The organism is Nocardia sp. NPDC006630 (genome assembly GCF_040611495.1).
GTDB lineage: Bacteria > Actinomycetota > Actinomycetes > Mycobacteriales > Mycobacteriaceae > Nocardia.
This window is the reverse complement of record NZ_JBEXOK010000001.1, coordinates 47016-70967: the sequence shown is the minus strand read 5'-3', so window position 1 is coordinate 70967 and position 23952 is coordinate 47016. Positions and strand designations below refer to the sequence as shown.

Below are 23952 nucleotides of genomic sequence, written 5' to 3'. Positions count from 1 at the left end.
ATCCAGGACAGTTCGACGAGCAGAATCGCCAGGCGCAGCGATCTTTCAGCAACCGATCATAACTCAGCCGATGGGGCCCAGCACGCGCTCGATGTAGGCATTCGTGAATCGGCCCTGCGGGTCGAAGCGCTTGCGGACATCGGCGAACTTCTCCCACTCCGGATAGCGCCGGCTCAGCGTCTCGGCGGTCTGGAAGTGCCGCTTACCCCAGTGCGGGCGGCCGTTGTATCGATCGAAAACGCGCTCGCAGGCGCGGAAATACGGTTCGTAGTCCATGCCCTGGTACTGATGCACCGCGATATAGCAGGTCTCGCGGCCACCGGCGGGGGACAGGAAGGCGTCATCGGGCGCGACCCACCGCACCTCGATCGGCATGACGGTGTCGAAATGCTTGGCGAGATCCTTGATCTCGCGAATCGCGTCCACGGAGTGCTCGCGCGGGATGGCGTACTCCATCTCGGTGAAGCGGAAGAGCCTGGTGGTGGCGAAGACTCGGTAGGAACGCTCCACCTGACGGCGGTAACTGCCCGCGAAGGCCGCGGCGCGTTGCACATAGGGGATGAGGCTCGAATTGCGCCGGGTGAGCTTGCACAGCGCGTCGAAGGTGTAGTTGGAGAGCAGGATGTCGGAGAACCAGTCCACGGCCTTGCCGCGCGGCTGCTCCGGCAGCTGGACCCGATTGTTGCGCTTGGTCATTGCCAGGGGACTGTGCGCGAACATGTAGAACTCGAAGTGCTCATTGCCGTCGACATAGGTGTCGAGGTCCTCGAGGACCTCCTCGACGGGCAGCGGTCTCTCCACCCCTTCGAGCACGAAGGACGGCACCATCTGCAGGGTGACGGCGGTGACCACGCCGAGCGCGCCCACATTCACCCGCGCCGCGCGCCAGCCGTCCGGATCGGTCTGCTCGTTGAGCTCGACCCGGCTGCCGTCCGCGAGCATGAGCTCCACCGATTGCAGTGCGGCGGAGAGGTTCTGCAGCTTCGCCCCGGTGCCGTGCGTGCCGGTGGCCGTCGCGCCCGCGACGGACTGCACATCGATATCACCGAGATTGGGGAATGCCAGCCCCATCGGATGCAGCGCATTGCTGACCGCGTTCAGCGTGGCGCCGGCCTCGACACGAACCAGCCCGGCAGCCCGATCCACCGACAGAATCTTGTCGAGCTTGTTCAGGCGCATGAGCGTCCCGTCGGTCAGCACGGTATCGGTGAAGGAATGCCCCGATCCGGCGACACGCACGGTATGCCCGGCTGCCTCGGCGCGTGCCAGCGCCGCGGCGACTTCCTCGGGCGTGCCCGGGTCGGCGATGGCCGCCGGAGAACAGCCCTGATCCCCGGCCCAGTTCGCCCAAGAGTTGGTCATGCGACCAACTTTAAACCGAGAGGTGTGAGAAGCGCTACCGTTTCCGGCTGGTGCACATCGCTTCTTTGGCGCGTTCGACTTCGCTGTCGGTCAGTGCGCGCTGGGTGAGAGGCAGGCGGGGGACGCCGTCGCCGCGGACGCCGTTGAGGACGATGGTCATATAGCGCTGCCAGACATCGGTATTGACCGGGCGGGCGAAGCCGGCCACTCCGTCGACCATGTTCACCATGGCGAAGAAATCGCCCGCCTCGACGCTCGGATGCAGTGCGCCCGCCTCCTTGGCGCGGCGGATGACGGCCTGCATACCGGGCTGCACGCGCTCCTTCATGCAGACGAAACGGTCCATGCTGTCGTGCATTTCCAGCACGACCTCGCCGAAGCCGCGGTTCAGGGCCATATGACGGCAGGAGTATTCGAACAGTTCCACCAGGCCCTGCCATGGGTCGGGGTGGTGCAGGGCGAGCTCGACCGCGGCGGCCAGCTCGGTGACCATGGCGTCGAACACTTCCAGGATGAGTTCCTGCTTGTTCGCGAACCGGCGGTAGACGGTACCGACGCCGACACCCGCTCTTTCGGCCACATCGTCCAGGGTGACCTCGAGCCCGCGATCGGCGAAGAGCTCGCGTGCTGCCGCGATGATGCGTTGCTGATTGCGCGCGGCGTCCGCGCGCAAACGGCGCGGTGGGGGCGCGGTGGTGACGTGATTCACACCGTAATCCTAACAGGGGCCGGGATTATCCGGAGGGTATATCTCCGTTTAGATGATAGCTTTAACCGGTAAACGGAGACGGCCTCTCCGCTAATCCTAGGGGACAAGGAAAACGACCATGACGACAGCTCTCGAGAAAGAGAAGGCAGTGGCCGCGCCGACGACCGGAGACGGTCGCCGTGGCTCGCATGCCCTGCGCTGGTGGGTGCTCGCCGTACTCGGCGTGGCGCAGCTGATGGTGGTGCTCGACGCGACCGTCGTGAACATCGCACTGCCGGCCGCACAGGCCGACCTGCACTTCTCCAACGGTGACCGGCAATGGGTCGTCACCGGCTATGCCCTCGCCTTCGGCAGCCTGCTGCTGCTCGGCGGACGGCTCTCCGATCTTTTCGGCCGCCGGACCACCTTCATCGTGGGTCTGATCGGCTTCGCGGGCGCTTCGGCCATCGGCGGTGCCGCCGGTAGCTTCGAGGTGCTGGTCGGCGCTCGTGTGGCGCAGGGCGTCTTCGGCGCACTGCTTGCCCCCGCCGCACTGTCACTGCTGACCGTGACCTTCACCGAACCCAAGGAACGCGCCAAGGCGTTCGGCATCTTCGGCGCCATCGCGGGCGCCGGCGGCGCTCTCGGACTGCTGCTCGGCGGCGCGCTGACCGAATGGGCCTCGTGGCGCTGGGTCATGTACGTGAACCTGGTCTTCGCCGCCGTCGCGCTGGTCGGTGCGGTCATGCTGCTCGCCAAGCACACCGCCACCCAGCGGCCCAAGCTCGATCTGCCCGGCACGCTCTCGGTGAGCGCCGCCCTGTTCGCCATCGTGTACGGCTTCTCCAAGGCCGAGACCGACGGCTGGGCCAACTCGACGACGCTGTCCTTCCTCATCGGCGGCGTGGTGCTGCTGGCGGTCTTCGTCTGGCTGGAAACGCGGGTCGCGCATCCGCTGCTGCCGCTGCGCGTGATCCTCGATCGCACCCGGGCCGCGTCCTACCTGACCGTGTTCTCCATCGGCATCGGCATGTTCGCGATGTTCCTGTTCCTGACCTACTACATGCAGCAGTCGCTGGGCTTCTCGCCGATCATGACCGGCGTGGCCTTCCTGCCGATGGTCGCGGGCATGGTGGTGTCCTCCACGACCGTGCCGTCGCTGCTGGTGCCGAGGGTCGGTCCGCGGGTGACCGTGGTGACCGGATTCCTGCTCGCCGCACTGGGTATGGCGCTGCTGACCCGGATCGGCGTGGACACCGCGTACGCCAGCCATATCCTGCCCAGCCTCATCCTGATGGGTGTCGGCCTCGGTACCGCGATGTCGACCGCCTTCATCGGCGCCACCTCCGGGGTGGAGCACGAAGACGCCGGTGTGGCCTCGGCCATGGTCAACACCAGCCAGCAGGTCGGCGGTTCCATCGGTACCGCGCTGCTGAGCACCCTGGCCGCCACGGCCCTCGGAAACTATGTGTCCGACCATGGCGCGTCACCGGCGGCGCTGGCCGAGGCCGCGGTGCAGAGCTACACCACCGCGTTCTGGTGGGCTGCCGCGATCTTCGTGGTGGGTGCGGTCGTCACCGGACTCATCATGCCGAACAAGGTTCCGGTCCCCTCCGAGGGTGAACCCGTTCTGGCGCACTGAGATTTGCTCTGAGATTTGCCTGGAAAACCTGCACCCCATCCGCTCGCGCGGGTGGGGTGCGGTGCATTCCGGGCCAAGGACCACCGCAGCCCCACTCATCGAAATGAGTGGGGCTGCGGTGTTTACAGCTGAGCCGGTGCCGAATCGTCAGTGGCAGTTGGACGGTGGCGGCACACCCGCGAACCGATCCGACAGATAGCTGACGGCCTTGACCGCGCCGGGGAAGATCGCCGTGCCGTGATCGGCGCCCGGAATGATGTCGAACTGCACCGGAGTGCCTGCCGCGCAATAGCGTCCCGCCGTATTGAGCGCGAGATCCAGCGGCACCTGATCATTGCCGCCGTGCCATTCGTACATGGGGACACGGGGGACGCCCGGGTAGATCTCGAGGGCATTGTCGTGGAAGGCGCCGATGAGGGTCGGATCGTTCTCGATGCCGCGGTGGAACATCTCACCGATGGTGTGCCCGGCCCCGGCCGAGATGATGTCGTCCACACAGGAATTGGCGATCCGGTCCCGCATCGCGAAACCCGCCGGGGTCAAAGCATTGTCGAGCGGAAGCGCGTCGGGATACTCGCGCTCCATGCCGACCGCGACCGCGAAGCCGAGCCCGAACAGCGGATGCGGGACATCGCCGACGTCGATGGCGATCTTGCCTGGATTCACCGGTACGCCACCGTCCGCGAAACCGACGATGGGCAGTTCGGGCGCATAGGTGGGCGCCAGTGCTGCGGCGAATCCGGTGGCCATGGCGCCGCCGGAGTAGCCGACCATGCCGACCGGTGAATTGCCCAGTCCCGCAGGGGCGAAGCGTTCGGCGGCGCGAATGCCGTCGAGGGTGATCTGGCCACCCAGCCGGGCCGCGCCGTAGGCACTGGTCGGGCCCAGGTGGTCGGGGACGGCAACCGCCCAGCCACGCGCCAGCAGCAATTCGAGCGCACCCGATTCCTTGAGTCCGCCGTCGAACAGCGCATGCGACGGAGCGCACTGCATGCCCAGCGAATTCACGAACGGCTGGTACGAGACCAGGGGGTGCGGGCCGGGGCCGGGCACGATGAGGGTGGTGACGGCGGCAATGGGCCCGCCGGATGAGTTCGTGGAGTGGAAGAGCAACTGCCACACCGTCGCACCGGGCCAGGGATTGGCCGGCATCAAGCGGGAGCGCAACACGTCCCCGGGGGCGCTGTCCCCGAGATTACCTGGGGCATAGTAGAACCCATCGGGTTCCGCGATCGGGTACACCGCACCCGCGTGAGCCGCCGGAGCGGTCGCCATCACGGCGATCGCTGCTGCGGCAATGCCGCAGCTCCGGACCAGCATGCTTCTGATCAACTGCCGCACCGCCAACTTGGCTCTCCTCTGAGGCCGATGGGACAACACCGGTCAAGCGGCACTATCCTCGCAGTTCCCGGGTGCTGTTCGGCCTCAGCAACACGCCGATTGGCAACGATTTGGCAAACTGAAGAGGAGGCTGGTGGGTCCCAGCGCCGGCAGTGTCGAGCGGGGCAGGCTCGCGACCCTCTCCACGTCGGCCGCGGAAGTTCGTACACTGCTTGGATCGGGCCGGAAATGGGCACACCGTGAAGCAGGCGTCCTCGCGCCCGGCAACTTCGGGGGAACGGCGACGATTCGACGATTGGGGGCAGGCGATGAATGAGACGGAAGTACGCCGGCAACCGTCGGATCGCGCGGTGGGCAGTCGATTCGATAGTGTCTTCCCACTGGGCACCCGGATGCTGACTCCGTTCAGTACCTTCGGCTGCACAACGGTTCGACGGGTACAGGAGGGCGTTGACAGCTATGCGGTGGCGAACGTCGTGATCGCTTCGCCGAGGCAGTACACCCACGCCTCTGCGCGGCAGTACACCTACGCCTCTCCGGGGCAGCAGGTGTGGTCGTGATGCTGATGACCAGCCGGGCACAGGCGATACGGAAGGGAGCCGCGAGCATGGCGCACGATCGAGCCGGGCGACCGGCGCGCGCCGCAGACCTTGAGGACATTGCACATCTGGTGACGGCGTACTACAGCCGGATTCCGGATCCGGAGGATCCCTCGCAGCTGGTGTCCTTCGGGACTTCCGGGCACCGCGGTTCCAGCCTCGACTGCGCGTTCAACGAGTCGCATATCCTCGCCATTACGCAGGCCATCGTGGAGTATCGCGCCACCCGCGGCATTACCGGTCCGGTGTATCTGGCCCGCGATACGCACGCGCTGTCCGAGCCCGCCTGGACCACCGCGCTCGAGGTGCTCGCCGCCAATGACGTCACCGCCATGATCGACGCGCGTGACAGGTACACGCCCACACCGGCTTTGAGCCATGCCGTGCTGCGCCACAATCGCGGCGGCACGCGGCATCAGGCCGATGGCATCGTGGTCACACCCTCGCACAATCCGCCGCGTGACGGCGGCTTCAAATACAATCCGCCGCACGGCGGACCGGCCGATACGGTCGCCACCGATGCCATTGCCGCGCGCGCCAACGAGCTGCTGCGCGGTGGGCTCGCCGAGGTGCGGCGCACCAGTCTGGCGCATGCGCTGGTCACCAAGGTCGAACGCTACGACTATCTCGATCGCTATATCGGCGACCTGCCGAATGTGCTGAACCTGGATGCCATTCGCGGCGCGGGGATTCGGCTGGGCGCCGATCCCATGGGCGGGGCGAGTGTCGACTACTGGGAGGAGATCGGGCAGCGGTACGACCTCGAACTCGAGGTGGTCAATCCGTTCGTCGATCCGACCTGGCGCTTCATGACGCTCGATGCCGACGGCCGGATTCGGATGGATCCGTCTTCGCGGTACGCCATGGCCTCACTGGTCGCGATTCGCGACGATTACGACATTTCCACGGCCAATGATGCCGATGCCGACCGGCACGGGATCGTGACTCCCGATGCGGGCCTGATGAATCCGAACCACTATCTGGCCGTGGCGATCGAGTACCTGATCGCCAATCGGATGGGCTGGGATGCGCTGACCAAGATCGGCAAGACGGTGGTGACCTCGTCCATGATCGATCGCGTGGTCAGCGTGCTGGGGCGCGATGTCTACGAGGTGCCGGTCGGGTTCAAATGGTTCGTGCCCGGATTGTTCAGCGGCAGCCTGGCATTCGGCGGTGAGGAGAGCGCGGGCGCCTCGTTCCTGCGCCAGGACGGCACCGTGTGGACTACCGACAAGGACGGCATTCTGCTCTCGCTGCTGGCCGCGGAGATCACCGCCGTCACCGGGCAGAGTCCGTCCACCCGCTACTCCGAACTCGAGAAGCGCTACGGCAGTCCGGCTTACAACCGGGTCGACGCCACCGCCACCGTGGAACAGAAGGCGCGGCTGGCGGCGTTGACGCCGGACATGATCACTGCGACCGAGATCGCCGGGGAGCCCATCACCGGAATCCAGACCCGTGCGCGCGGCAATGGCGCGGCGCTGGGCGGGGTGAAGGTCACCACCGAGAACGCCTGGTTCGCGGCCCGGCCCTCCGGCACCGAGGACAAGTACAAGATCTACGCGGAATCATTTCAAGGGCCGGAGCATCTCGCGCAGGTGCAGGCGGCCGCGGAAGAGATGGTGGGACAGGCACTATCCGGTGAGTAGATCCAAGCCTCTGCCGGTAGAGATCTGGGTACTGGTGGGGGCCGCCTTCACCATTGCCATCGGATTCGGGCTCGTCGCTCCCGCGCTGCCGCAGTTCGCCCGGAGCTTCGGGGTCGGGGTCGCGGCGGCCTCCTTCATCGTCAGCGCCTTCGCCCTGATGCGGTTGCTGTTCGCGCCGCTGGGCGGGCGGCTGGTGCAGCGGCTGGGCGAGCGGCCGGTGTATTTGACCGGTCTGATCATCGTCGCCATCTCCACCGGTGCGTGCGCCTTCGCCCAGACCTATTGGCAGCTGCTGATATTGCGGTCGCTCGGCGGTATCGGGTCCACCATGTTCACGGTGTCCTCGCTGGCGCTGGTGATCCGCATCTCGCCGCCGCTGGAGCGCGGGCGGGTGTCGGGGGTGTATTCGACCAGCTTTCTGATCGGTTCGATCAGTGGGCCGCTGGTGGGTGGCGCGCTGTCTTTCCTGGGGTTGCGGGCGCCGTTCATCATCTATTGCTGCGCGCTGCTGGTGGCGAGTTTCATCGTGTATGCCGCGCTGCGGAATTCGCATCTGGCGGTGCCGGAGGCCGCGAGCGGTACGGCGGTCATGACCTTCCGGGAGGGGCTGGCCAAGTCGCAGTATCGGGCGGCACTGTGGTCCAACTTCGGTAATGGCGCGGCGGTGTTCGGCGTGCGAATGGCCTTGGTGCCGCTCATCGTGGTGGAGGTGCTGAAGGAGGATGCGGGGCTGGCGGGCATCGCCCTGACCGTTTTCGCGGCGGGCAATGCGTCGGTGCTGTTCCTGTCCGGGCGCTGGTCGGATCGGCTGGGCCGCAGGCCCTTCCTGATCGCGGGCACGCTGATCTGTGCGATCGGTACCGCGGGACTGGGTCTCGCCCCGACGTTCCCGTGGTTGCTGGTCGCGTCCTGTATCGCGGGGATCGGTTCCGGCATGTTCTCCCCGGCCCTGCAGGCGGCGGTGGCCGATATCGTCGGCCCGGGTGTGCGCGGTGGGCCGGTGCTCGCGGGGTATCAGATGTCCGCGGATCTGGGCACCTTCCTCGGGCCGTATCTGATCGGTACGCTCGCCGACCAGGTTTCCTACGGGGTGGCGCTCGGGGTGACCGGCGTTATTCTCGCCACCGCCTCGGCCGCCTGGATGGTGGTGCCGGAAACGTTGCGCCGCAAGGAACCGGCCCCGGCGTAGCGAATGCCACAGTCCGCCCGCACCCGGTATGAGTTGCGGGGGTGGGTGGGCTCGTTCGGGGGCGGTGCGGCAGAGTGTTGCGCGTGAGCGCACCGTCTTCGAAACACACCCCGCGGCCGGTATCGAGCAAGACCACGTACGCCCTAGCCGGCGTGGCGCTGGCGGTGGTCGCCCTGGTCATCTTCGCGCTGTATCAGTGGAACGACAGCGGCAGCGTTGCGGTACGCGACGACGGATACGGCCCGGTGCACAATCCCGGCGTGACGGTGGCCATGGACTCCGATGGCGCGATCGTGCTGGGCCAATCCCAGACCACCAAAACCATTGACGTCTACGAGGATCCGCTGTGCCCCGCCTGCGGGCAGCTGGAGAAGACCTACGGCCAGGAGATCGCCAAGCAGGTCGACGAGGGCAAGCTTGCGGTGCGCTACCGCCTCGTCAACTTCCTGGACTCGCGCTCGCGCAGCAAGGACTACTCCACCCGCGCGGTAGCCGCCAACGAATGCGTGGCCCAGGCCGGCGACGGCCCCGTCTACTCCAAATTCCACACCCTCCTGTTCACCACCAAGCAGCCCGAGGAGGGCGGCCCCGACCACAGCAATCAGGACCTCGCCACCATCGCCAAAGACGCAGGCGCCACCGACGACACCCTGAAATGCATCACCACCGCCGACCGCCTCGACTCCGCCCGCAACCACGCCGAAGCCGCCATGAAGGCCCTGACCTCCGCCTCCGGCGACCGCGTAGCCACCCCCTCGGTCTTCGTCAACGACAAGAAGATCGACGTCAACAAATCCGACTGGGTCATCAACGCCACCAAGTAATTCGAACCAACGCCCCACCTGATCCGGCCACCTGCCAGTCCGGACCAATGCCACAGCCCGTGTCTAAACCACGCAGCCCCAACGAGGGGTGTGCGACTCAGACACGGGCTGTTCGGTCAATACGGGCGCCGACCACACCGATCATCCATCGATGACTGCGCCGCGCAGCCGGCCGGTGTAGTCACCGGCCCGCCGGAGAGCATCAGCGGCTGTATCCAACTCGATGAGTGCCTCGTGGAATCGCACGGGCGCAAGGACATTGGGTGGGGTGCGGCCTGTCGGGGGCGCCGGGTCGGCCGCACCCCGGGCGGGAGTCGCGTGCCAGTCACGGCTCCCTGGAATCGGGTGTGCAGGAATTGGTGGGGTGCGGCCCATCGGGGCCTCAGGAGAGCCGCACCCCGGGCAGGGAACCGAGCTGGCAGCACGGGTCCGTGGTCAGGGGTGGGAAGGGCTGGGGCTCATCGAGGTGCGGGTGGCGTAGGGCCGCGCTCGCGTCGAGGTCCTGAGAGGTCTGGCCATGGGTGGCTCAGGCCTTGCGGTGTGGAACTGGGGGCTGGGGCTTGCCGGCCCGGGGTGGTCGTGGGATTCACCGTGGGGACGGGCGGGCAGGGAGGGTGGGGATGTCGTTTTCGGGGGTGGAGCGGGAGAGCTGGGGGTGGAGTAGGACGTGTGTGTCGAGGGGGTAGGCGATGTCGGTGGTTGCGGGGGTGGGGAGGGGGGTTGGTTCTTCGGGGAGGCGGTAGGGGCGGTGGGGTGGTTTGGCGGGGGCGTCGATATCGGTGTGGGGGAAGAGGTACCGGGCGCCTTCGCGGATGGTTTCGTGGGATTCGCCGGAAGGGTCGATCCAGCGCATGCGGTCGGTGTCGGCGAGGTAGACGCGCCAGGGTTGTTTTCCGCTGTCGGCCAGGGCTTTCAGGCGGTGATGGTGGGAGCAGAGCACGGCGCGGGGGGCCGCGCTGGCCTGGGGTGGGCGGCGCATCCGCAGCGAATCGAACTGGGAGAGCAGGGTTTCGGCGGCCGGCATGGTGCAGCCGGGGAACCGGCACAGCCCGTCGAAGGCACGCACCTCCCGCGGGGGAGCGGCCGAGAACGGCGGCGATACCTCGACCTTCGCCGCCGCGGAATTGCGCTTCGAGCCCGCCGGATGTGCGCCCGGCGCACCGGAACCCGCGGCCTGGCGTGCGGCCGCGCGAAGCGCCTCGGGCGCAACCGAATCAGCGGGCACCTCGTACAGCCCGGCCGAGCGTTCCCACGGCGCCATCGGAGCAGTCGGATTCCGCCGCGCCCCCGACGAGCGCGGCCCCCCGATCCTCGTCACCGTCGATGGACTCGGGTCGCTGTCGGCGGTCGCTGCCGAAGGATTCGTGTCCGCGTTGGCGCGTGCCGCCAATGGGAGCAGGTCGGGTATCGCGGTCGTCGCGGAAGGAGTCTGGTCGCCGCCGGGGGTAGCCGTCGATGGACTTGGGTCCGTGTCGGCGCGTGTCACCGACGACTTCAGGTCAGGGGCGGGTCTTGTGGAGGCACTGCGGTCGCGGGTGGTGGGTGTTGCCGATGGGCGAGGGTCGGATGCTGCGGATGGGCTCGGGTCGTCGGCGGTGGATGCGATCGATTGGTTCGCGTCGCTGGTGGGGGCGAAGTATTCGGGGATTACCTGGAAGCGGGCGTGTTCGGCGAGGGTGCGGGCGAGGGCGGCGTCGACGGGGCCGAAGCCGGAGAGGAAGGCGGGGTCGTCGCGGAGGCCGAGGAGGGTTTCGGCGGACATGCCGACCTGGATGAGCGGACGGCGGGGGGAGGTGGGGGCGCCGGCCTGGGGGCAGTTTTTACCGTGGGTGCAGCCGCAGCGGAGGCGGCCGGTGCCGTCGGCGAGTGCGACCAGTGCATCGGCGCGGCGCTGCGGCATGGTGCGCGGATCGTCTTCGCACACTTGCAGACTCATCTCGCGCAGCCGCATGGCGACGGTTTGGGCGCCAGCGGCGGGTAGCAGGCCGTCGAAGACCGCCATACCGTCGTGCACCGCGCGAATTCGCACATCGCGGTCGGACTCGCGCGCTTCGCGCCGGCGCTGTTCACCCTCGGGATCCAGGCGAATCACCCAGCGCCGCGCCGTCTGCCGCAGCCGGCTCGGCTCGGATCGGGTGGCGGCCTCGATGAGCTTGGGCTCCAGTGCTTCTCGCACCTCACGCGCGAGCCCGCGCATGGCCTCTGTTATGACCTGCACCCGCGACAGATCGATCCGCCCCGCCGCGAACGCCAGCCGCGTCTGCGGTAGGGAATCGAGCGCCAGCCCGATATCGATGAGCGCCGCCGCCACCGCCTCGGAAACCTGCACCGCGACCGCCACTTCGGCGGCGGCGAACTCGCCGGCCCGGATCCCGCCCGGCCCGGGTTCGGCATTTCCGGCGCGATGCCGGCGATACACCTCCCGAATGGCCGTGATCTCCGCCGCCTGCGCGAACGCCGCCGCACCGTGTGCCCGTCGCAGCGCTTCGATCAGCTCCGCATCGCCCATCGCCTCCGCCTCTCCGCTATCGAACATGTGTTCGACCCTACGCCGCGAAGATCGCCGCCGCCAGCATTTGTGCAGGCGATTTGGTTTGTTCTATGCAGGTCGTGTAACTTCTTTCAAGCAAGCGGGGCACGCCTCGCGAACAAGAACTGAACATGGGGCTATGGCGCAGCTGGTAGCGCACCACACTGGCAGTGTGGGGGTCAGGGGTTCGAATCCCCTTAGCTCCACTCGAATGTTTTCTCCACCGAAACCGTCCTCTCGAGGGCGGTTTTCGTGTCTCCGGGCCCGCATTGCCCGCCGGGCTCGAAGGTGTCCGCGGTCACAGGATCGCGTACCGCTTGGTTCGTGAGTGGTACCGGCGCACCAGTATGTGATCGAGTACTCGGGTGGGAGACGAACCTGGCGCCTTCGCCGAACACCGCGATCTCAGGCCGGCGGACGAACGGCCCTTCAGTCCCGGTGGTCGCATCGACGACTACGGCACCTACCGATTCGTCTGCCCTGTTCCCGATTGCCGATGGTTCCATGACGAGAAGACCACCCAGGACAATCCGGGCTGGCGACAGCTGGTCGAGGCGGCCATAGCCGCACATCTTGCCGCCGACCACGACCCCCGGACCGCCACCGAAGGCTGAAGAGTCCTGCGCTCCAAGGTGTTCGGAACGACAAGCGGCTCGCGCGGCCGGAATGCGCACTGAGCGGACCGTGTTTCGGTCGCGACACCGCGACAGCGGCGCGGTTACGCTACCGCCATGCCGTACGTCAGCACCGGTGGTGCCCGCGTGTTCTACACCGACTCCGGTCGCCGAGGCCTGCCGACCGTAGTACTGGGCCACGGATTCTTCATGGATCTGTCGATGTTCGCGCCGCAGGTGGAGTTCCTGGAATCCAGGGGTTTCCGGGTGCTGTGCTGGGACGCGCGCGGCCACGGCGGCACCACCGCCGATCCGGACGCTCCCTTCACCTATTGGGATTCGGCCCGCGACCTGCTCGCCATCCTGGACGCCACCGAGGTCGAGCACGCGATCCTGGGCGGCATGTCGCAGGGTGGCTACGTGGCACTGCGCGCGGCACTGCTGGCGCCGGAGCGCACGGACGCACTGCTGCTGCTCGATACCGACGCCGGCGCGTCGACCCCGTCCGAGCAGGCGGCTTATCGCGACCTGTTCGATGCGTGGACCAATCCGGAGGTGCCGCTGAACGAGCTGGCGCCCGGGCTGGCAGCCCAGTTGATCGGCGGCACGCCCGCCGATCAGGCGCCGTGGCGGGCCAAGTGGGCGGCCAGTGACCGGCCCGCGATCCGGCAGGCGGCGGCCTGCCTGATCGAACGGGAGTCGCTGGTGGATCGCCTCGGCGAAATCACCTGCCCGGTAATGGTTCTGCGCGGTGAGTTCGACGGTTCGAGCACCGCGCAGAAGTCCGAGGCGCTGGCTTCCGGCTTGCCCGCGGCCGGTGCGGTGGTGACGATTCCCGGCGCGGGCCATGCACCGAACTGGACTGCTCCGGACTTGGTCAATGCCGCGCTCGACGAATTCCTCACGCGTTGAGCGCACTCGCCGAACCGGTGGTCCCATGGCTGGCAGGGCCCGAAATGCGCAGCGCGGCAACGAGTTCACGATAGAGCTCGTCCCCGGCGAGCAACTCCTCATGGGTCCCGACGGCACGCAGCGCACCATCCTCCATCAACCAGATGGTGTCGGCGTCGATCACCGTGGAGAGCCGGTGCGCGATGGTGACCACGGCACTGTCGCGAGCAATGCGCCGGATGATGTCCTGAACCGCCGCCTCGGTGCGCCCGTCCAGCTGCGCGGTCGCCTCGTCCAGCAGTAACACGTCCGGTCGCCGGACAATGGCGCGTGCCAACGCAATCCGCTGACGCTGACCTCCGGAAAGGCTGGTGTGCGCAACCGGCTCATCCAATCCGCCCGACATGCGCCGCACGGTGTCATCCAGTCCGACCGCCGCCAGCGCCGCCCAGGCTTCCGCATCGGTGGCGTCCGGATACTGGTAGATCACGTTGTCCCGCACGGTCCCCGCCAGCAGTGGCGTCTCCTGCTCGACATATCCGATGCGCGCCCGGACCCCGTCGATGCGCAACGTTCCATAGTCCTTGTCGTCCAACATGATCCGCCCGCTGTCCGGATCATAGAACCGCAGCATGAGCGAGAACAGCGTGGTCTTGCCCGCCCCGGACGGCCCGACGACGGCGGTGTGCCCGCGCCGTGGCACGGCCGCACTGAGATGGCGGAGCGCGGGCCGACTGCTCCCCGGATAGGTCACCGAAACATCCTCGAAGGTCAGCACAATGCGCCCCGTCCGATCGGTGGCGTCGCGGCTCCCGGCCGAAAGATCCTCGGTGCGAATGGATTCGGCCTCGCGCAACCGCGCCGCCGCGGCCACCCCCGACTGGAGTTGCGCCACCTGCGTGGTCATCTCACCCACTGGGTCCGCGAGCTGAAATGCGTACAGCAGGAAGGCGACCAGGGTGGAGACCGCGAGTTCGCCCTGCCCGACCCGCCACGCGCCGTAGGCGAGAATGACGATGATGGCCAGCTGAATACCGCTGCCCGCCACCGTCCAGGCCACCGCTTCGATGCGCACGGCCCGCACCGCATGCCGGGCCGAGGTCCGCGCCTCGGCGAGCACCCGCTGGGTCTCCCGCTCTTCGGAGCCACTGGATTTCACCGTGCGCAGCGCCCGGATGCCGCCTTCGAGAATCCCCCCGAGCCGGCCCACCGATTCCTGGGCCTGCCGCTGCGCAACGGCGATGGCGGGCATGAGCCAGCCCGCGAGCACCGCGATGATCAGCACCGCCGCCAGCGTGCACAGCAGCAGCGGCACATCCAGCACGGCCATCAGGATCAAGGTGCCGACCAGTGCGATGGTGCCGTTGATGAGATGAATCAGGCTGGAGGACGCGGCTTCCCGCAGCAGCAGCGTGTCCGAGGTGACCCGGGTGACCAGCTCGCCGGGTGGGCGGAACTGCAGATCCGGCAGCACGCCGCGGAAGAACCTGCGCACCAACCCGGCGCGCGCGTCGAGCACGATGTGCTCGGCAATGCGCCCCAGCAGAATCCATTCGGCCAGTCCGAAGCCTGCGCCGAGGACCAGCAGGGCGGCGAGCAGTGCGATCGGCTGCACCAGCGACCCCGCGGCTCCGACCGAATCGAGGATCCATTTGGTGGCCAGCGGTGTGGCCAGCGCGGCGGCGGTATAGCCGAATCCGAGCAGCAGGGCGAGTAGCAGCCGTCGCCGATGCGGGCGCACGAAAGACCACAGCAACCGCAGGTGCTGTCCACGGCCGGTGGTGGTGGACGCGATGGTTCCGGTATCTCGCATTCCTCTAATGGAACACATCTGTTCCATTAGAGTCAAATTATGTCCCATTTAGGGTCACCTGATACCGTTCCGAATATGACTGCCACCGCTCCCGCCGCGCGTACCGGCGTCCGGGCCCGCACTCGTGCGGCCATTCTGGATGCGGCGGCCGAGGTCCTCACGGCGACCCCGACGGCCTCGCTCGGCCAGATCGCCACCGCCGCCGAGGTCGGCCGCACCACCCTGCACCGCTACTTTCCCGAGCGGATCGACCTGCTGCGCGCCCTCGCCCGGCACGTCACCGATCTCAGCAGCCAGGCCATCGTCCGCGCCGAGCCGATGGGCGGCACTCCGCTCGCAGCCCTGCGCCGCGTGGTGGAAGGGCAGTTCGCCCTCGGCCCGATCCTGCTGTTCGTCTACACCGAGCCGAGCCTCGCCGGTGACAGCGCACTCTGGGACGAACTCGACCGCGGTGACGACCCGGTGGACGCGGTCCTGGTCAGAATGGCCGAGGCCACCGGGTCCACCCTCCCGCTGCCCTGGATCCGCCGCACCTTCTGGGCGCTGCTCTATGCGGGCTGGGAGGCGGCGAAGGAAGACGGCACACCTCGCCACGAGTTGGTGGACGCGATCATGACCACCCTCACCCGCGGCGTCCTCCCCGAACCCGAACCCGCATAACCGAATCCGGCAGCTCCGCGAATCCGGCTGCGCGCGGTTCTATTCGGGAAAACCGATGTCCACCGACGCGCTGTCGCGGTCGACGTACATGCGCCAATAGTGTTCGCCCAGTTCGTAATTCGACATACGGACGATTTCGAGCCCCTCGGGAACCAGCTCCGGATTGTTGTCGATGAGCTCCTCGGCGAGGCTGTTCCCGATCAGCACGCCGATATTCAGTACGCCCGCGTAAACGCCCGTGCCGTTCAGTTCCGCCGCGAGCTGCTGCACATAGCCGTGCTGGGCCGCGAGGGCCACGCCGAAATTGGACAGATGCGGCCAGGGTGCGCGCGGTGTGGAGCCGGAGGAGAACAGCAGCGCCCCGTCCCCGCGGGCGATCATGGCGGGCGCCAGGGCGCGTGTCATGAGAATGGGCGAATGCAGTTTGAGCGCCATGGGGATGCTCAGGCCGGGGACGTCCAGATCGAGTGTGGACGGAATGCGGTCGCCGAGATTTCCGGCCGCGCCGTGCACGGCGACGTCGATCTCGCCGAAGCTCGCGCGAATCGCGCTGACGGTGTTGTGCACCTGAGCCGCGTCGGTGACATCGGCGGGAAACGCCACGGCCTCGATCCCCTCGGCGCGCAGGTCCTTGACGTGCAGTTCGGCCTTGTCGGGTCGGCGGCCGACAACCGCGACCCGGAACCCTTTCCGGCCGAAGACGCGTGCGGTGCCCATGCCGAGCCCGGGTCCGAATCCGAAGATCGCGATGGTCTTGCTCATGTGGTGCCTCACTAAGTTGAGCAGTGGTTCAAGTTACTCGGCGACGCTAACATTAAGTTGAACCCGTGCTCAAGATATTTCGAGCTCCGGATTTGTAGGATCGGCGAATGTCCTCGAACAAGCCGCTCCGCCTCGACGCGCGCCGCAATCGCGATGCGCTGGTGACCGCGGCCCGCGAGGTCTTCGCCGAACGCGGCCTCGACGCACCGGTGAAGGAGATCGCCGCCCGTGCGGGTGTGGCCATCGGCACCCTCTACAACCGCTTCCCGACCCGCGATGAGCTGATCGCCGCCGCGGTCGAGGATCGCATCGAGTCCGGCGGCCGAATTGCCGAGCAGGCCTTGCTGATCGAGGACCCCTGGGAGTCCTTCACCTACCTGGTGGAGAAGGTCTGTGAACTGCAGGCCGGTGACCGCCTGCTCAATGAACTGGCGGTCCGGGCCGCCCCGAGCGCGGCCATCGCCCGTGCCCGCGCGGACGGTCATGGGAAGATGCGCGAAATCATCACCCGCGCACAGCAAGCCGGAGTGCTGCGCGCCGACTGGGTACTGGAGGACATCGCCTTCATCACCTGGGCGCACACCCGAATCGTCGAAGCGACGGGAACGCTGGCCCCGGACGCCTGGCGCCGCCATCTCGCCTTCGTCTTCGACGGCCTGCGCGCCTCGGCCGCACATCCGCTGCCGGTCCCGCCGATCACCGAGGAGCAGCTCATGAATGCGCTCGGCGCAGGCTCGGAGCCATCCTGACCACTGCGGGGCTATGGTGAACAGGTGGGTGTCATCGGTGAACTATTCCCGGGCAAGAAACTGGACGACGAGGGCAGTGGCGACAGCGACGGTCAGGGCCATCGCCCCCGCATGGACGTCGACCTGGATGCCGGCGTGATCCGGCTGGCCCCGTCGAAGCCCGGCGGTAAACCCACCGGCGAATCGGAGGCGGCAGCCGAATCGGACGCAGCGGCCGAATGATTCGTGCCCAGCATCGACGCGATGTCGCTGCTGGTGGTCGGTGCGGCATCGCGATACCAGTGGCCGGCGCTCGGCGATTGCGCCGGGGCATTGAGGCAGACGATCTTGTCCGCGTAGGGTGACAGACCGCTCAGCGCCTGCCGCCCCGCGACCGGGACGGCGACGGCGACGCGAATGGCTCCGTGCATGCGCGCCATCCGGCAGGCGTCACGCACCGCGCCCGGCTCGGTGAGGCAGTCGTCCACTATGACGGCGGTGCGATTCTCCAGGCTCACCCGCGGATATTCACCGCGGTAGCTGAACGCGCTGTGGCGCAGGATCTTCGATTGCGTCAGCTCGGTGTCTTCGCGTTCCGGATCGCCGAGCTGCCCGCGCGCCACGGCGGCGGTATCGATCAGCAGCGTGTGCTCTTCGCCGAGCAGCCCGTAGACGAGATCGGGGCAGCGGGCCACGGCGAGCGGCTGCACCAGGATCACATCCAGGAGGACATGCAGCCTGGCCGCGATTTCGTGAGCGACGCGTACCCCGCCGCCGGGTAGGGCGAGTAAGACCACATCATGGCCGCGAAAGGCCGCCAGCAGTCCGGCCAACTGCCGGCCCGCGTCATTGCGGTCCATGAACGGCGGCATTCGTTTCCCCGACTGTGAATGTCAGCCCGTTGTCGACGACGAGCGCAGCAGGGGTATTCGATGACTGTGCCCGCCACAGTTATTCGGCCGGAGGCGGGCCGTGGAGGGGAGTTGCCGGAAGGAAGCCGTCTGCGCAGGAACCGTCGTCATCAGATGGCCTCTCCAGTGAGCTGCCACGGTTCGTGAGCTGGGTGAACAGACTCATTGCAGGCAGAGTTCCAGTGTACGCCCGATCGACCACCCGGCCTGGGCATTCACCGCAGGATAGGCCGGCGCCCCGACAGGGGGCGCCGGCCTGATCCGGTTGCTGCGCAGCGGCCGATTCGGATCAGTTCACGGTTTCAGGAACGTGGCGGCGATTCCCCAGAACCGGTCGCGGTCCACCGAATGGAAATCCCACGTCTCGGCGATTTGATGGGTCGCGCTGACGATGCCGGATACGTCGAAATCGTCGCGCGTTGCGGTGCCCTTGTCCTCGAGGGCGGCGATGACGTATGCGGTGGCGGTCTCCACGCTGTGGGGCAGCACGCAAGGCTCCAATCGGTCGTCGGAATGAGGTTGCGGTGTAAGGGACTACGGCTTCGGATCGGAGAGAATGTCCTCGTATCGGTACTCGGTGGGTATGGGTGTTCCCGTCGCGTGTGCCTGCTCCTCGCGGTGGCGCAGGTCGACGCGGCGGATCTTGCCGGAGATGGTTTTCGGTAGCTCGGTGAACTCCACGCGGCGCACTCGCAGATAGGGTGCGAGGTGGTCGCGGGCGTATTCGAGGATGGCGCGGGCGGTTTCGCGATCGGGTTCCCACCCAGCGGCGAGCGAAACATACGCCTTGGGCACAGCCAGGCGAGTGTCGTCGGGCTGCGGGACGACCGCTGCTTCGACCACGGCTGGGTGCTCGATGAGCACGCTTTCCAGCTCGAACGGCGACACCTTGTAGTCGGAGGACTTGAAGACGTCGTCGGTGCGGCCGATATAGGTGATATATCCGTCGTCGTCGCGTGAGGCGACATCACCGGAGTGGTAGAAGCCCCCCGCCGTGACAGCGGCATTGCGTTCCGGATCGCCCAGATATCCGGTCATCAGGTTGACCGGAGTGTAGCCCAGGTCGAGGCAGATTTCGCCCTCATCAGCGAGTTCTCCGGTAAGGGGGTCCACCAGTATGACCGGCACTCCGGGCGCCGGTCGGCCCATGGAACCGGGCTTGACCTGCTGTCCCGGCATATTGCCCACCTGCAGTGTGGTCTCGGTCTGTCCGAAGCCGTCACGAATGGTCAGTCCCCAGGCCTTCTCGACCTGGGCGATCACATCCGGATTGAGAGGCTCACCGGCGCCGAGGATTTCGCGCAGACCGGCCGGTCGCTCGCCGAGATCGGACTGAATCAGCATGCGCCACACCGTCGGTGGTGCGCAGAACGTGTTCACCTCCGCCCTGCGCAGTTGCTCCAGCAGCGCCGCGGCGTCGAATCGGCCGTAGTTGTAGACGAATACGGTCGCCTCGGCCAGCCACGGCGCGAAGAAGCAGCTCCAGGCGTGCTTGGCCCAGCCGGGTGCGCTGATGGCCAGGTGGACATCGCCGGGGCGCACGCCGATCCAGTACATGGTGGTCAGATGGCCGACCGGATAGCTGATCTGCGAGTGCTGCACCATTTTCGGCCTGCTGGTGGTGCCGGAGGTGAAGTACACCAGCAGCGGATCGTCCACCGCGGTGACGGCGGTGAACGGACCGCTCGACTCCACGGTTTCGGCGTCTGCGTAGGAGTGCCAGCCGGATACCGTCTCTCCCACCGCGATTCGAAGGTAGTCGCCGGGCACCTCGGCGAACTTGGCGGTATCGGCCGCATTGACGAGCACGAATCCTGCACCGCCCCGGCCGATCCGGTCGGCGAGATCCTCTGGGCCGAGCGCAGCGGTGGTCGGCATGATGACCGCGCCGAGCTTGGCCACCGCCAGCATGGCCTCCCACAGTTCGGCCTGATTGCCGAGCATGAGCACGACCCGGTCGCCCTTGCCGACGCCGAGCCCGGCCAGCCAGGTGGCCACCCGATCCGAGCGCGTGGCCATCTCGTCGAAGCTGATGCGCTGCTCATCGCCGTTCTGCTCGACGATCCACAGCGCGGTGCGGTCGTTGCCGCGGGCGATGACGTCGAACCAGTCGGTGGCCCAGTTGAATACGCCGGTCAGCTGCGGCCATTCGAAGGTGTCCACCGCCGTGCGGTAATCGGTCGCGGCCGCGACGAGCCGGTCGCGGGCGGTCCGGTAGGCGCGGGTATTGGCGCTGTGCGACTCGGTCATGCCTGCTCCTCGGTGGACTGCTCGAGCAGCCGGACGGCGACCTCGCGCATTTCGATCTTGCGGATCTTGCCGGTCACGGTCATCGGGAATTCGTCCACGACGTGCACGTACCGGGGAATCTTGTAGTGCGCCAGCTGTCCGGCGCAGAATTCGCGCAGTGTTTCGGGGGTGAGCGGGGTCGCGTTCTCGCGCATGCGAATCCACACCATCAACTCTTCGCCGTATTTGGCATCGGGCACCCCGATCACCTGGGCGTCGAGTATGTCGGGATGGCTGTAGAGGAACTCCTCGATCTCGCGCGGGTAGATGTTCTCGCCGCCGCGAATGACCATGTCCTTGATGCGCCCGGTGACCGCGATATACCCGTCGGCGTCCATGGCGCCGAGGTCGCCGGTGTGCATCCAGCGGGCGGAATCGATGGCCTCCGTGGTCTTCTCGGGATCGTTCCAGTAGCCGAGCATGACGGAGTAGCCGCGGGTGCACAGCTCACCGGTGACGCCGCGCGGTACGGTCTGCCCCGTGACCGGGTCGACGATCTTGATCTCCAGATGCGGTCCGGCCCGCCCGACGGTGGCCGTGCGCTGCTCGACGGTGTCGCCGGCCCGGGTCTGGGTGCTGACCGGCGAGGTTTCGGTCATGCCGTAGCAGATGCTCACCTCGCGCATGCCCATGCGATCGATGACCTGCTTCATCACCTCGATCGGGCAGGGTGATCCGGCCATGATCCCGGTGCGCAGCGAGGACAGATCGTAGGAGTCGAATTCCGGATCGGCGAGCTCGGCGATGAACATGGTCGGCACGCCGTACAGCGACGTACAGCGTTCGGCGGCAACGGCTTCCAGGGTGGCGCGCGGTTCGAAGGAGGGCGCCGGAATGATCATGGCCGCACCGTGACTGGTCGCGGCCAGATTACCCATCACCATGCCGAAGCAATGATAAAAGGGAACCGGAATGCAGATGCGGTCCTGTTCGGTATAACCGCACAGCTCGCCGACGAAGTAGCCGTTGTTCAGAATATTGTGATGGCTCAGGGTGGCGCCCTTGGGGAATCCCGTTGTGCCCGAGGTGTACTGGATATTGATCGGATCGTCGGCCGACAGCGCCGCCTGCGCGAGCGTCAGCTGCTCCGGATCCCCGGCTCGCCCGGTATCGAACAGCCGCCGCCACTGCGGGCTGTCGAGCAGCACCACCCGTTCCAGTTCCGGGCAGTCCGGCCGCACCTCGTCGATCATGGCGCGGTAGTCGGAGGTCTTGAAGGCGGGCGCGGCGATCAGCGTGTGAACCCCGGCCTGTCCCAGCACATAGCGCAGTTCGTGTGCGCGATACGCGGGATTGATGTTCACCAGGATCGCGCCGATCTTGGCCGCGGCGTACTGCGTCAGTGTCCACTGCGGGCAGTTCGGCGCCCAGATGCCGACCCGGTCGCCCTTGCCCAGCCCGGTGGCCAGCAGCCCGAGCGCCAGCGCGTTCACCTCCGCGGCGAACTCGCGATAGGTCCACCGGATACCGGTGGCGTAGTCGATCAGGGCCTCGCGATCCGGGAACCGGGCGACCGTGCGGTCGAGGTTCGTGCCGATGGTATCGCCGAGCAGCGGCGCGTCCCAGATCCCGAAGGAATAGCTCACCGGCGGGAGCCGGTCCATGCTCATGCTCACTTGGCTAGGATTCACGTCACACTCCGGCACCGACTACCCCCGGAAAGGGGTACCTGATGAGCCAGACCCCCGAGGGGCTGCTGCGTCCGCGTGACAGCGACGTACTGCGGTCCGAGCTGCGGCAGCTCGCCGCGCTGTCCAAGGCGCCGGTGGTCTTCGGCGGTGCGGTGCATGCGGGCACGCTGGTGCTCAGCGAGTTCGTGGGAACGCGAACGAACCGCATGCGGGGCCTGGCGGTCGCGCCGAGTTCCGGATTGGGCGGGAGCGCGGTGGCCACGGGCAAGCCGCGCTCGGTGGCGGACTATCGATCGGCCTCGACTATCACGCATCACTACGACGGAGCGGTGCTCGGTGAGGGTCTGCGCGCGGTGGTCGCGGTGCCGGTGGTGGTGAGCGGTGAGGCGCGCGCGGTGCTGTATGTCGCGAATCGGGAGTCCGGTCCGATCGGGGACCGGATCGCCGATGAAATGGTGCAGGCCGGACGCCGGTTGAGCGTGGAACTCGCGATTCGCGATGAGGTGGACCGGCGGGTCCGGCTGCGCCTGGCGCACGAGGCGGCGCAGGCCCAGCTGCTGTCCGGTGCGGATGCGATGGTCACCGAACAGCTCCGGGATCTGCACGCGGAATTGCGCGGTATCACCCCCACCGTCTCGGATGCGCAGGCGCGCAACAAATTACGGGATGTCACGGAGCGATTGGCGCGCTTGGTGTCCGGTGTGACGGACCCCGATCGGGAGGTGACGCTGGCGCCCCGGGAGCTCGACGTGCTTGCCCAGATCGCCCTGGGCTGCACGAATATCGAAGCGGCGCTGCGGCTTTCCTTGCGCGCCGAGACGGTCAAGAGCTACTTGCGCAGTGCCATGACCAAACTCGGCGCGCATACCCGGCACGAAGCGGTGGTACGAGCCCGCCGCCTGGGCTTATTGCCCTGAGTTCTGCAGCCCTGCCCTAAATTTCAGCGGGCTGCATATGGCGGATGGTGTCCCCGCCCTTGGTGTGGTGTAGCCGGCCGAATCGGCTGTCCAGCAGGTGGGCCATGCTTTCGGCGGCGCCGATATACGCCTCTTCGACGGTCGCGGCGCGGTGCCGGACCGCCACCGGAGGCTGCCCCTTGGGCCGCGCCTCGAGATTGCACTGTTTGTCTTCCGACCCGCCCTTGTGGCCGTTCACATCCGTGAGGTGGGCCTCGACGCGGGTGAGATGGTCCGCGTAATAGGTCAGGATCGATCCGATGGTGTCCTGCGCCTGCTCGATGAGGGGCGCGCTGCCGCCGATGTGCTTGTCGGCGAAGACCTGGATTTGCATGGCATCTCCAAACTCTGGAATAGCCGAGTACTTGCTGACGTCTCCGACACTACCCGCTCTCGGGCCGATCGGCTGGTTGTGAACATCACTGTTTGAGCGACTCGCCGGAAGGTATTGCCCGCGACAGGTTTTGCCGATTGACAACCGGACTTAGCTCCCGCCCGGTATCGGCGAGCCGGTGTCCGTCGGCGCAGCAGAGTACCGCGCGCACGGGTGCGCCGCAGTCGGTGTGCAGGACCGACAGCGGCGGTCCGTCGGGTCCGGCGAGATGTTTGTCCCCCCACTGCATGAGTGCGGTGAGGACCGGTTGTAGTTCCCGGCCCGCTTCGGTGAGGCGGTACTCCTGCCGGGTGCGGGAGCCGGGTTCCCGATAGTCGTGCAGTTCCAGCACGCCGGCCTCGACGAGGGTGCGCAACCTGCGGACGAGTACGGCGCGCGGCGCACCGGTGGCCTCCTGGATGGCGTCGAATCGGCGTACGCCCATAAATACTTCGCGCAGGGCGAGCAGCGCCCATTGCTCGCCGATCACCTGGAGTGCG

At 67.2% G+C, this 23952-nt stretch carries 21 protein-coding genes and 1 tRNA gene; 10 read left to right on the top strand and 12 right to left on the bottom strand.

The window, feature by feature from the left end; translation table 11 throughout:
• Positions 1-63 precede the first annotated feature (63 nt).
• Complete coding sequence (locus ABZX86_RS00320; RefSeq protein WP_355118522.1) at positions 64-1362, bottom strand: D-arabinono-1,4-lactone oxidase; 1299 nt, start codon at positions 1360-1362, stop codon at positions 64-66.
• A gap of 34 nt (positions 1363-1396) precedes the next feature.
• A complete protein-coding gene (locus ABZX86_RS00315; protein ID WP_355118520.1) occupies positions 1397-2071 on the bottom strand; it encodes a helix-turn-helix domain-containing protein in 675 nt (224 codons plus the stop codon).
• Between the two features lie 118 nt (positions 2072-2189).
• Between ABZX86_RS00315 and ABZX86_RS00310 the strand changes: the two genes are divergently transcribed.
• On the top strand, positions 2190-3692 hold the full coding sequence (locus ABZX86_RS00310; RefSeq protein WP_355118519.1) for an MFS transporter: 1503 nt from the start codon (positions 2190-2192) through the stop codon (positions 3690-3692).
• 147 nt (positions 3693-3839) lie between these two features.
• Here ABZX86_RS00310 and ABZX86_RS00305 read toward each other — a convergent pair whose 3' ends face one another.
• Positions 3840-5033, bottom strand: coding sequence for a lipase family protein (locus ABZX86_RS00305; RefSeq protein ID WP_355119766.1), 1194 nt, complete (start codon positions 5031-5033; stop codon positions 3840-3842).
• Positions 5034-5640: 607 nt separating this feature from the next.
• On the opposite strand from ABZX86_RS00305, the gene pgm reads away from it, so the two are divergent.
• The 3 genes from pgm to ABZX86_RS00290 all read left to right on the top strand — a co-directional run bounded on the left by pgm (position 5641) and on the right by ABZX86_RS00290 (position 9294).
• A complete protein-coding gene (gene pgm, locus ABZX86_RS00300) occupies positions 5641-7281 on the top strand; it encodes a phosphoglucomutase (alpha-D-glucose-1,6-bisphosphate-dependent) (RefSeq protein WP_327141605.1) in 1641 nt (546 codons plus the stop codon).
• The gene (locus ABZX86_RS00295) at positions 7274-8470 is read left to right on the top strand and encodes an MFS transporter (RefSeq protein WP_355118516.1); all 1197 of its coding nucleotides are present in this window, start codon (positions 7274-7276) and stop codon (positions 8468-8470) included. The genes pgm and ABZX86_RS00295 overlap by 8 nt, the downstream gene beginning before the upstream one ends.
• Positions 8471-8553: 83 nt before the next feature.
• Positions 8554-9294: a thioredoxin domain-containing protein gene (locus ABZX86_RS00290; protein ID WP_355118514.1), complete on the top strand. Its 741-nt coding sequence runs from the start codon at positions 8554-8556 to the stop codon at positions 9292-9294.
• Positions 9295-9880: 586 nt separating this feature from the next.
• Here ABZX86_RS00290 and ABZX86_RS00285 read toward each other — a convergent pair.
• Positions 9881-11830: a DUF222 domain-containing protein gene (locus ABZX86_RS00285; RefSeq protein WP_355118512.1), complete on the bottom strand. Its 1950-nt coding sequence runs from the start codon at positions 11828-11830 to the stop codon at positions 9881-9883.
• Positions 11831-11957: 127 nt separating this feature from the next.
• Here ABZX86_RS00285 and ABZX86_RS00280 point away from each other — a divergent pair.
• The 3 genes from ABZX86_RS00280 (at position 11958) to ABZX86_RS00270 (ending at position 13350) form a co-directional block, all read left to right on the top strand.
• Positions 11958-12030 (top strand) — tRNA-Ala (locus ABZX86_RS00280).
• Positions 12031-12189: 159 nt separating this feature from the next.
• Entirely contained in the window at positions 12190-12438 is a 249-nt protein-coding gene (locus ABZX86_RS00275; RefSeq protein ID WP_355118510.1) for a hypothetical protein, read from the top strand.
• Between the two features lie 117 nt (positions 12439-12555).
• Positions 12556-13350, top strand: coding sequence for an alpha/beta hydrolase (locus ABZX86_RS00270; RefSeq protein ID WP_355118508.1), 795 nt, complete (start codon positions 12556-12558; stop codon positions 13348-13350).
• Here the strand turns inward: ABZX86_RS00270 and ABZX86_RS00265 are convergent.
• Positions 13340-15142, bottom strand: a complete 1803-nt coding sequence (locus tag ABZX86_RS00265; RefSeq protein WP_355118506.1) for an ABC transporter ATP-binding protein — start codon at positions 15140-15142, stop codon at positions 13340-13342. The two genes, ABZX86_RS00270 and ABZX86_RS00265, sit on opposite strands and share 11 nt — an antisense overlap.
• Positions 15143-15217: 75 nt before the next feature.
• Here ABZX86_RS00265 and ABZX86_RS00260 point away from each other — a divergent pair, with 75 nt between their 5' ends.
• Positions 15218-15802 carry a TetR family transcriptional regulator gene (locus ABZX86_RS00260; protein WP_355118504.1) on the top strand — a complete coding sequence of 195 codons (585 nt, stop codon included), beginning with the start codon at positions 15218-15220 and terminating at the stop codon, positions 15800-15802.
• Positions 15803-15841: 39 nt separating this feature from the next.
• Here ABZX86_RS00260 and ABZX86_RS00255 read toward each other — a convergent pair whose 3' ends face one another.
• The gene (locus ABZX86_RS00255) at positions 15842-16564 is read right to left on the bottom strand and encodes an SDR family oxidoreductase (RefSeq protein WP_355118502.1); all 723 of its coding nucleotides are present in this window, start codon (positions 16562-16564) and stop codon (positions 15842-15844) included.
• A gap of 107 nt (positions 16565-16671) precedes the next feature.
• On the opposite strand from ABZX86_RS00255, the gene ABZX86_RS00250 reads away from it, so the two are divergent.
• Positions 16672-17313 (top strand): helix-turn-helix domain-containing protein, encoded by a 642-nt coding sequence (locus ABZX86_RS00250; RefSeq protein ID WP_355118500.1) that lies wholly within the window; start codon positions 16672-16674, stop codon positions 17311-17313.
• A 92-nt stretch (positions 17314-17405) separates the two neighbouring features.
• On the opposite strand, the gene ABZX86_RS00245 is transcribed toward ABZX86_RS00250, so the two are convergent.
• The 4 genes from ABZX86_RS00245 to ABZX86_RS00230 all read right to left on the bottom strand — a co-directional run bounded on the left by ABZX86_RS00245 (position 17406) and on the right by ABZX86_RS00230 (position 22102).
• Complete coding sequence (locus ABZX86_RS00245; RefSeq protein ID WP_355118498.1) at positions 17406-18164, bottom strand: hypothetical protein; 759 nt, start codon at positions 18162-18164, stop codon at positions 17406-17408.
• A gap of 333 nt (positions 18165-18497) precedes the next feature.
• Positions 18498-18692: a hypothetical protein gene (locus tag ABZX86_RS00240; protein ID WP_297614420.1), complete on the bottom strand. Its 195-nt coding sequence runs from the start codon at positions 18690-18692 to the stop codon at positions 18498-18500.
• A 45-nt stretch (positions 18693-18737) separates the two neighbouring features.
• A complete protein-coding gene (locus tag ABZX86_RS00235) occupies positions 18738-20453 on the bottom strand; it encodes an AMP-binding protein (RefSeq protein ID WP_355118496.1) in 1716 nt (571 codons plus the stop codon).
• Positions 20450-22102, bottom strand: a complete 1653-nt coding sequence (locus ABZX86_RS00230) for an AMP-binding protein (RefSeq protein WP_355119764.1) — start codon at positions 22100-22102, stop codon at positions 20450-20452. The genes ABZX86_RS00235 and ABZX86_RS00230 overlap by 4 nt, the downstream gene beginning before the upstream one ends.
• Positions 22103-22164: 62 nt before the next feature.
• Between ABZX86_RS00230 and ABZX86_RS00225 the strand changes: the two genes are divergently transcribed.
• Positions 22165-23040: a LuxR C-terminal-related transcriptional regulator gene (locus tag ABZX86_RS00225; RefSeq protein ID WP_355118494.1), complete on the top strand. Its 876-nt coding sequence runs from the start codon at positions 22165-22167 to the stop codon at positions 23038-23040.
• A 16-nt stretch (positions 23041-23056) separates the two neighbouring features.
• On the opposite strand, the gene ABZX86_RS00220 is transcribed toward ABZX86_RS00225, so the two are convergent.
• Entirely contained in the window at positions 23057-23413 is a 357-nt protein-coding gene (locus ABZX86_RS00220) for a ribosomal subunit interface protein (protein ID WP_355118492.1), read from the bottom strand.
• A gap of 85 nt (positions 23414-23498) precedes the next feature.
• Positions 23499-23942, bottom strand: a complete 444-nt coding sequence (locus ABZX86_RS00215) for a helix-turn-helix domain-containing protein (protein ID WP_355118490.1) — start codon at positions 23940-23942, stop codon at positions 23499-23501.
• Positions 23943-23952 lie beyond the last annotated feature (10 nt).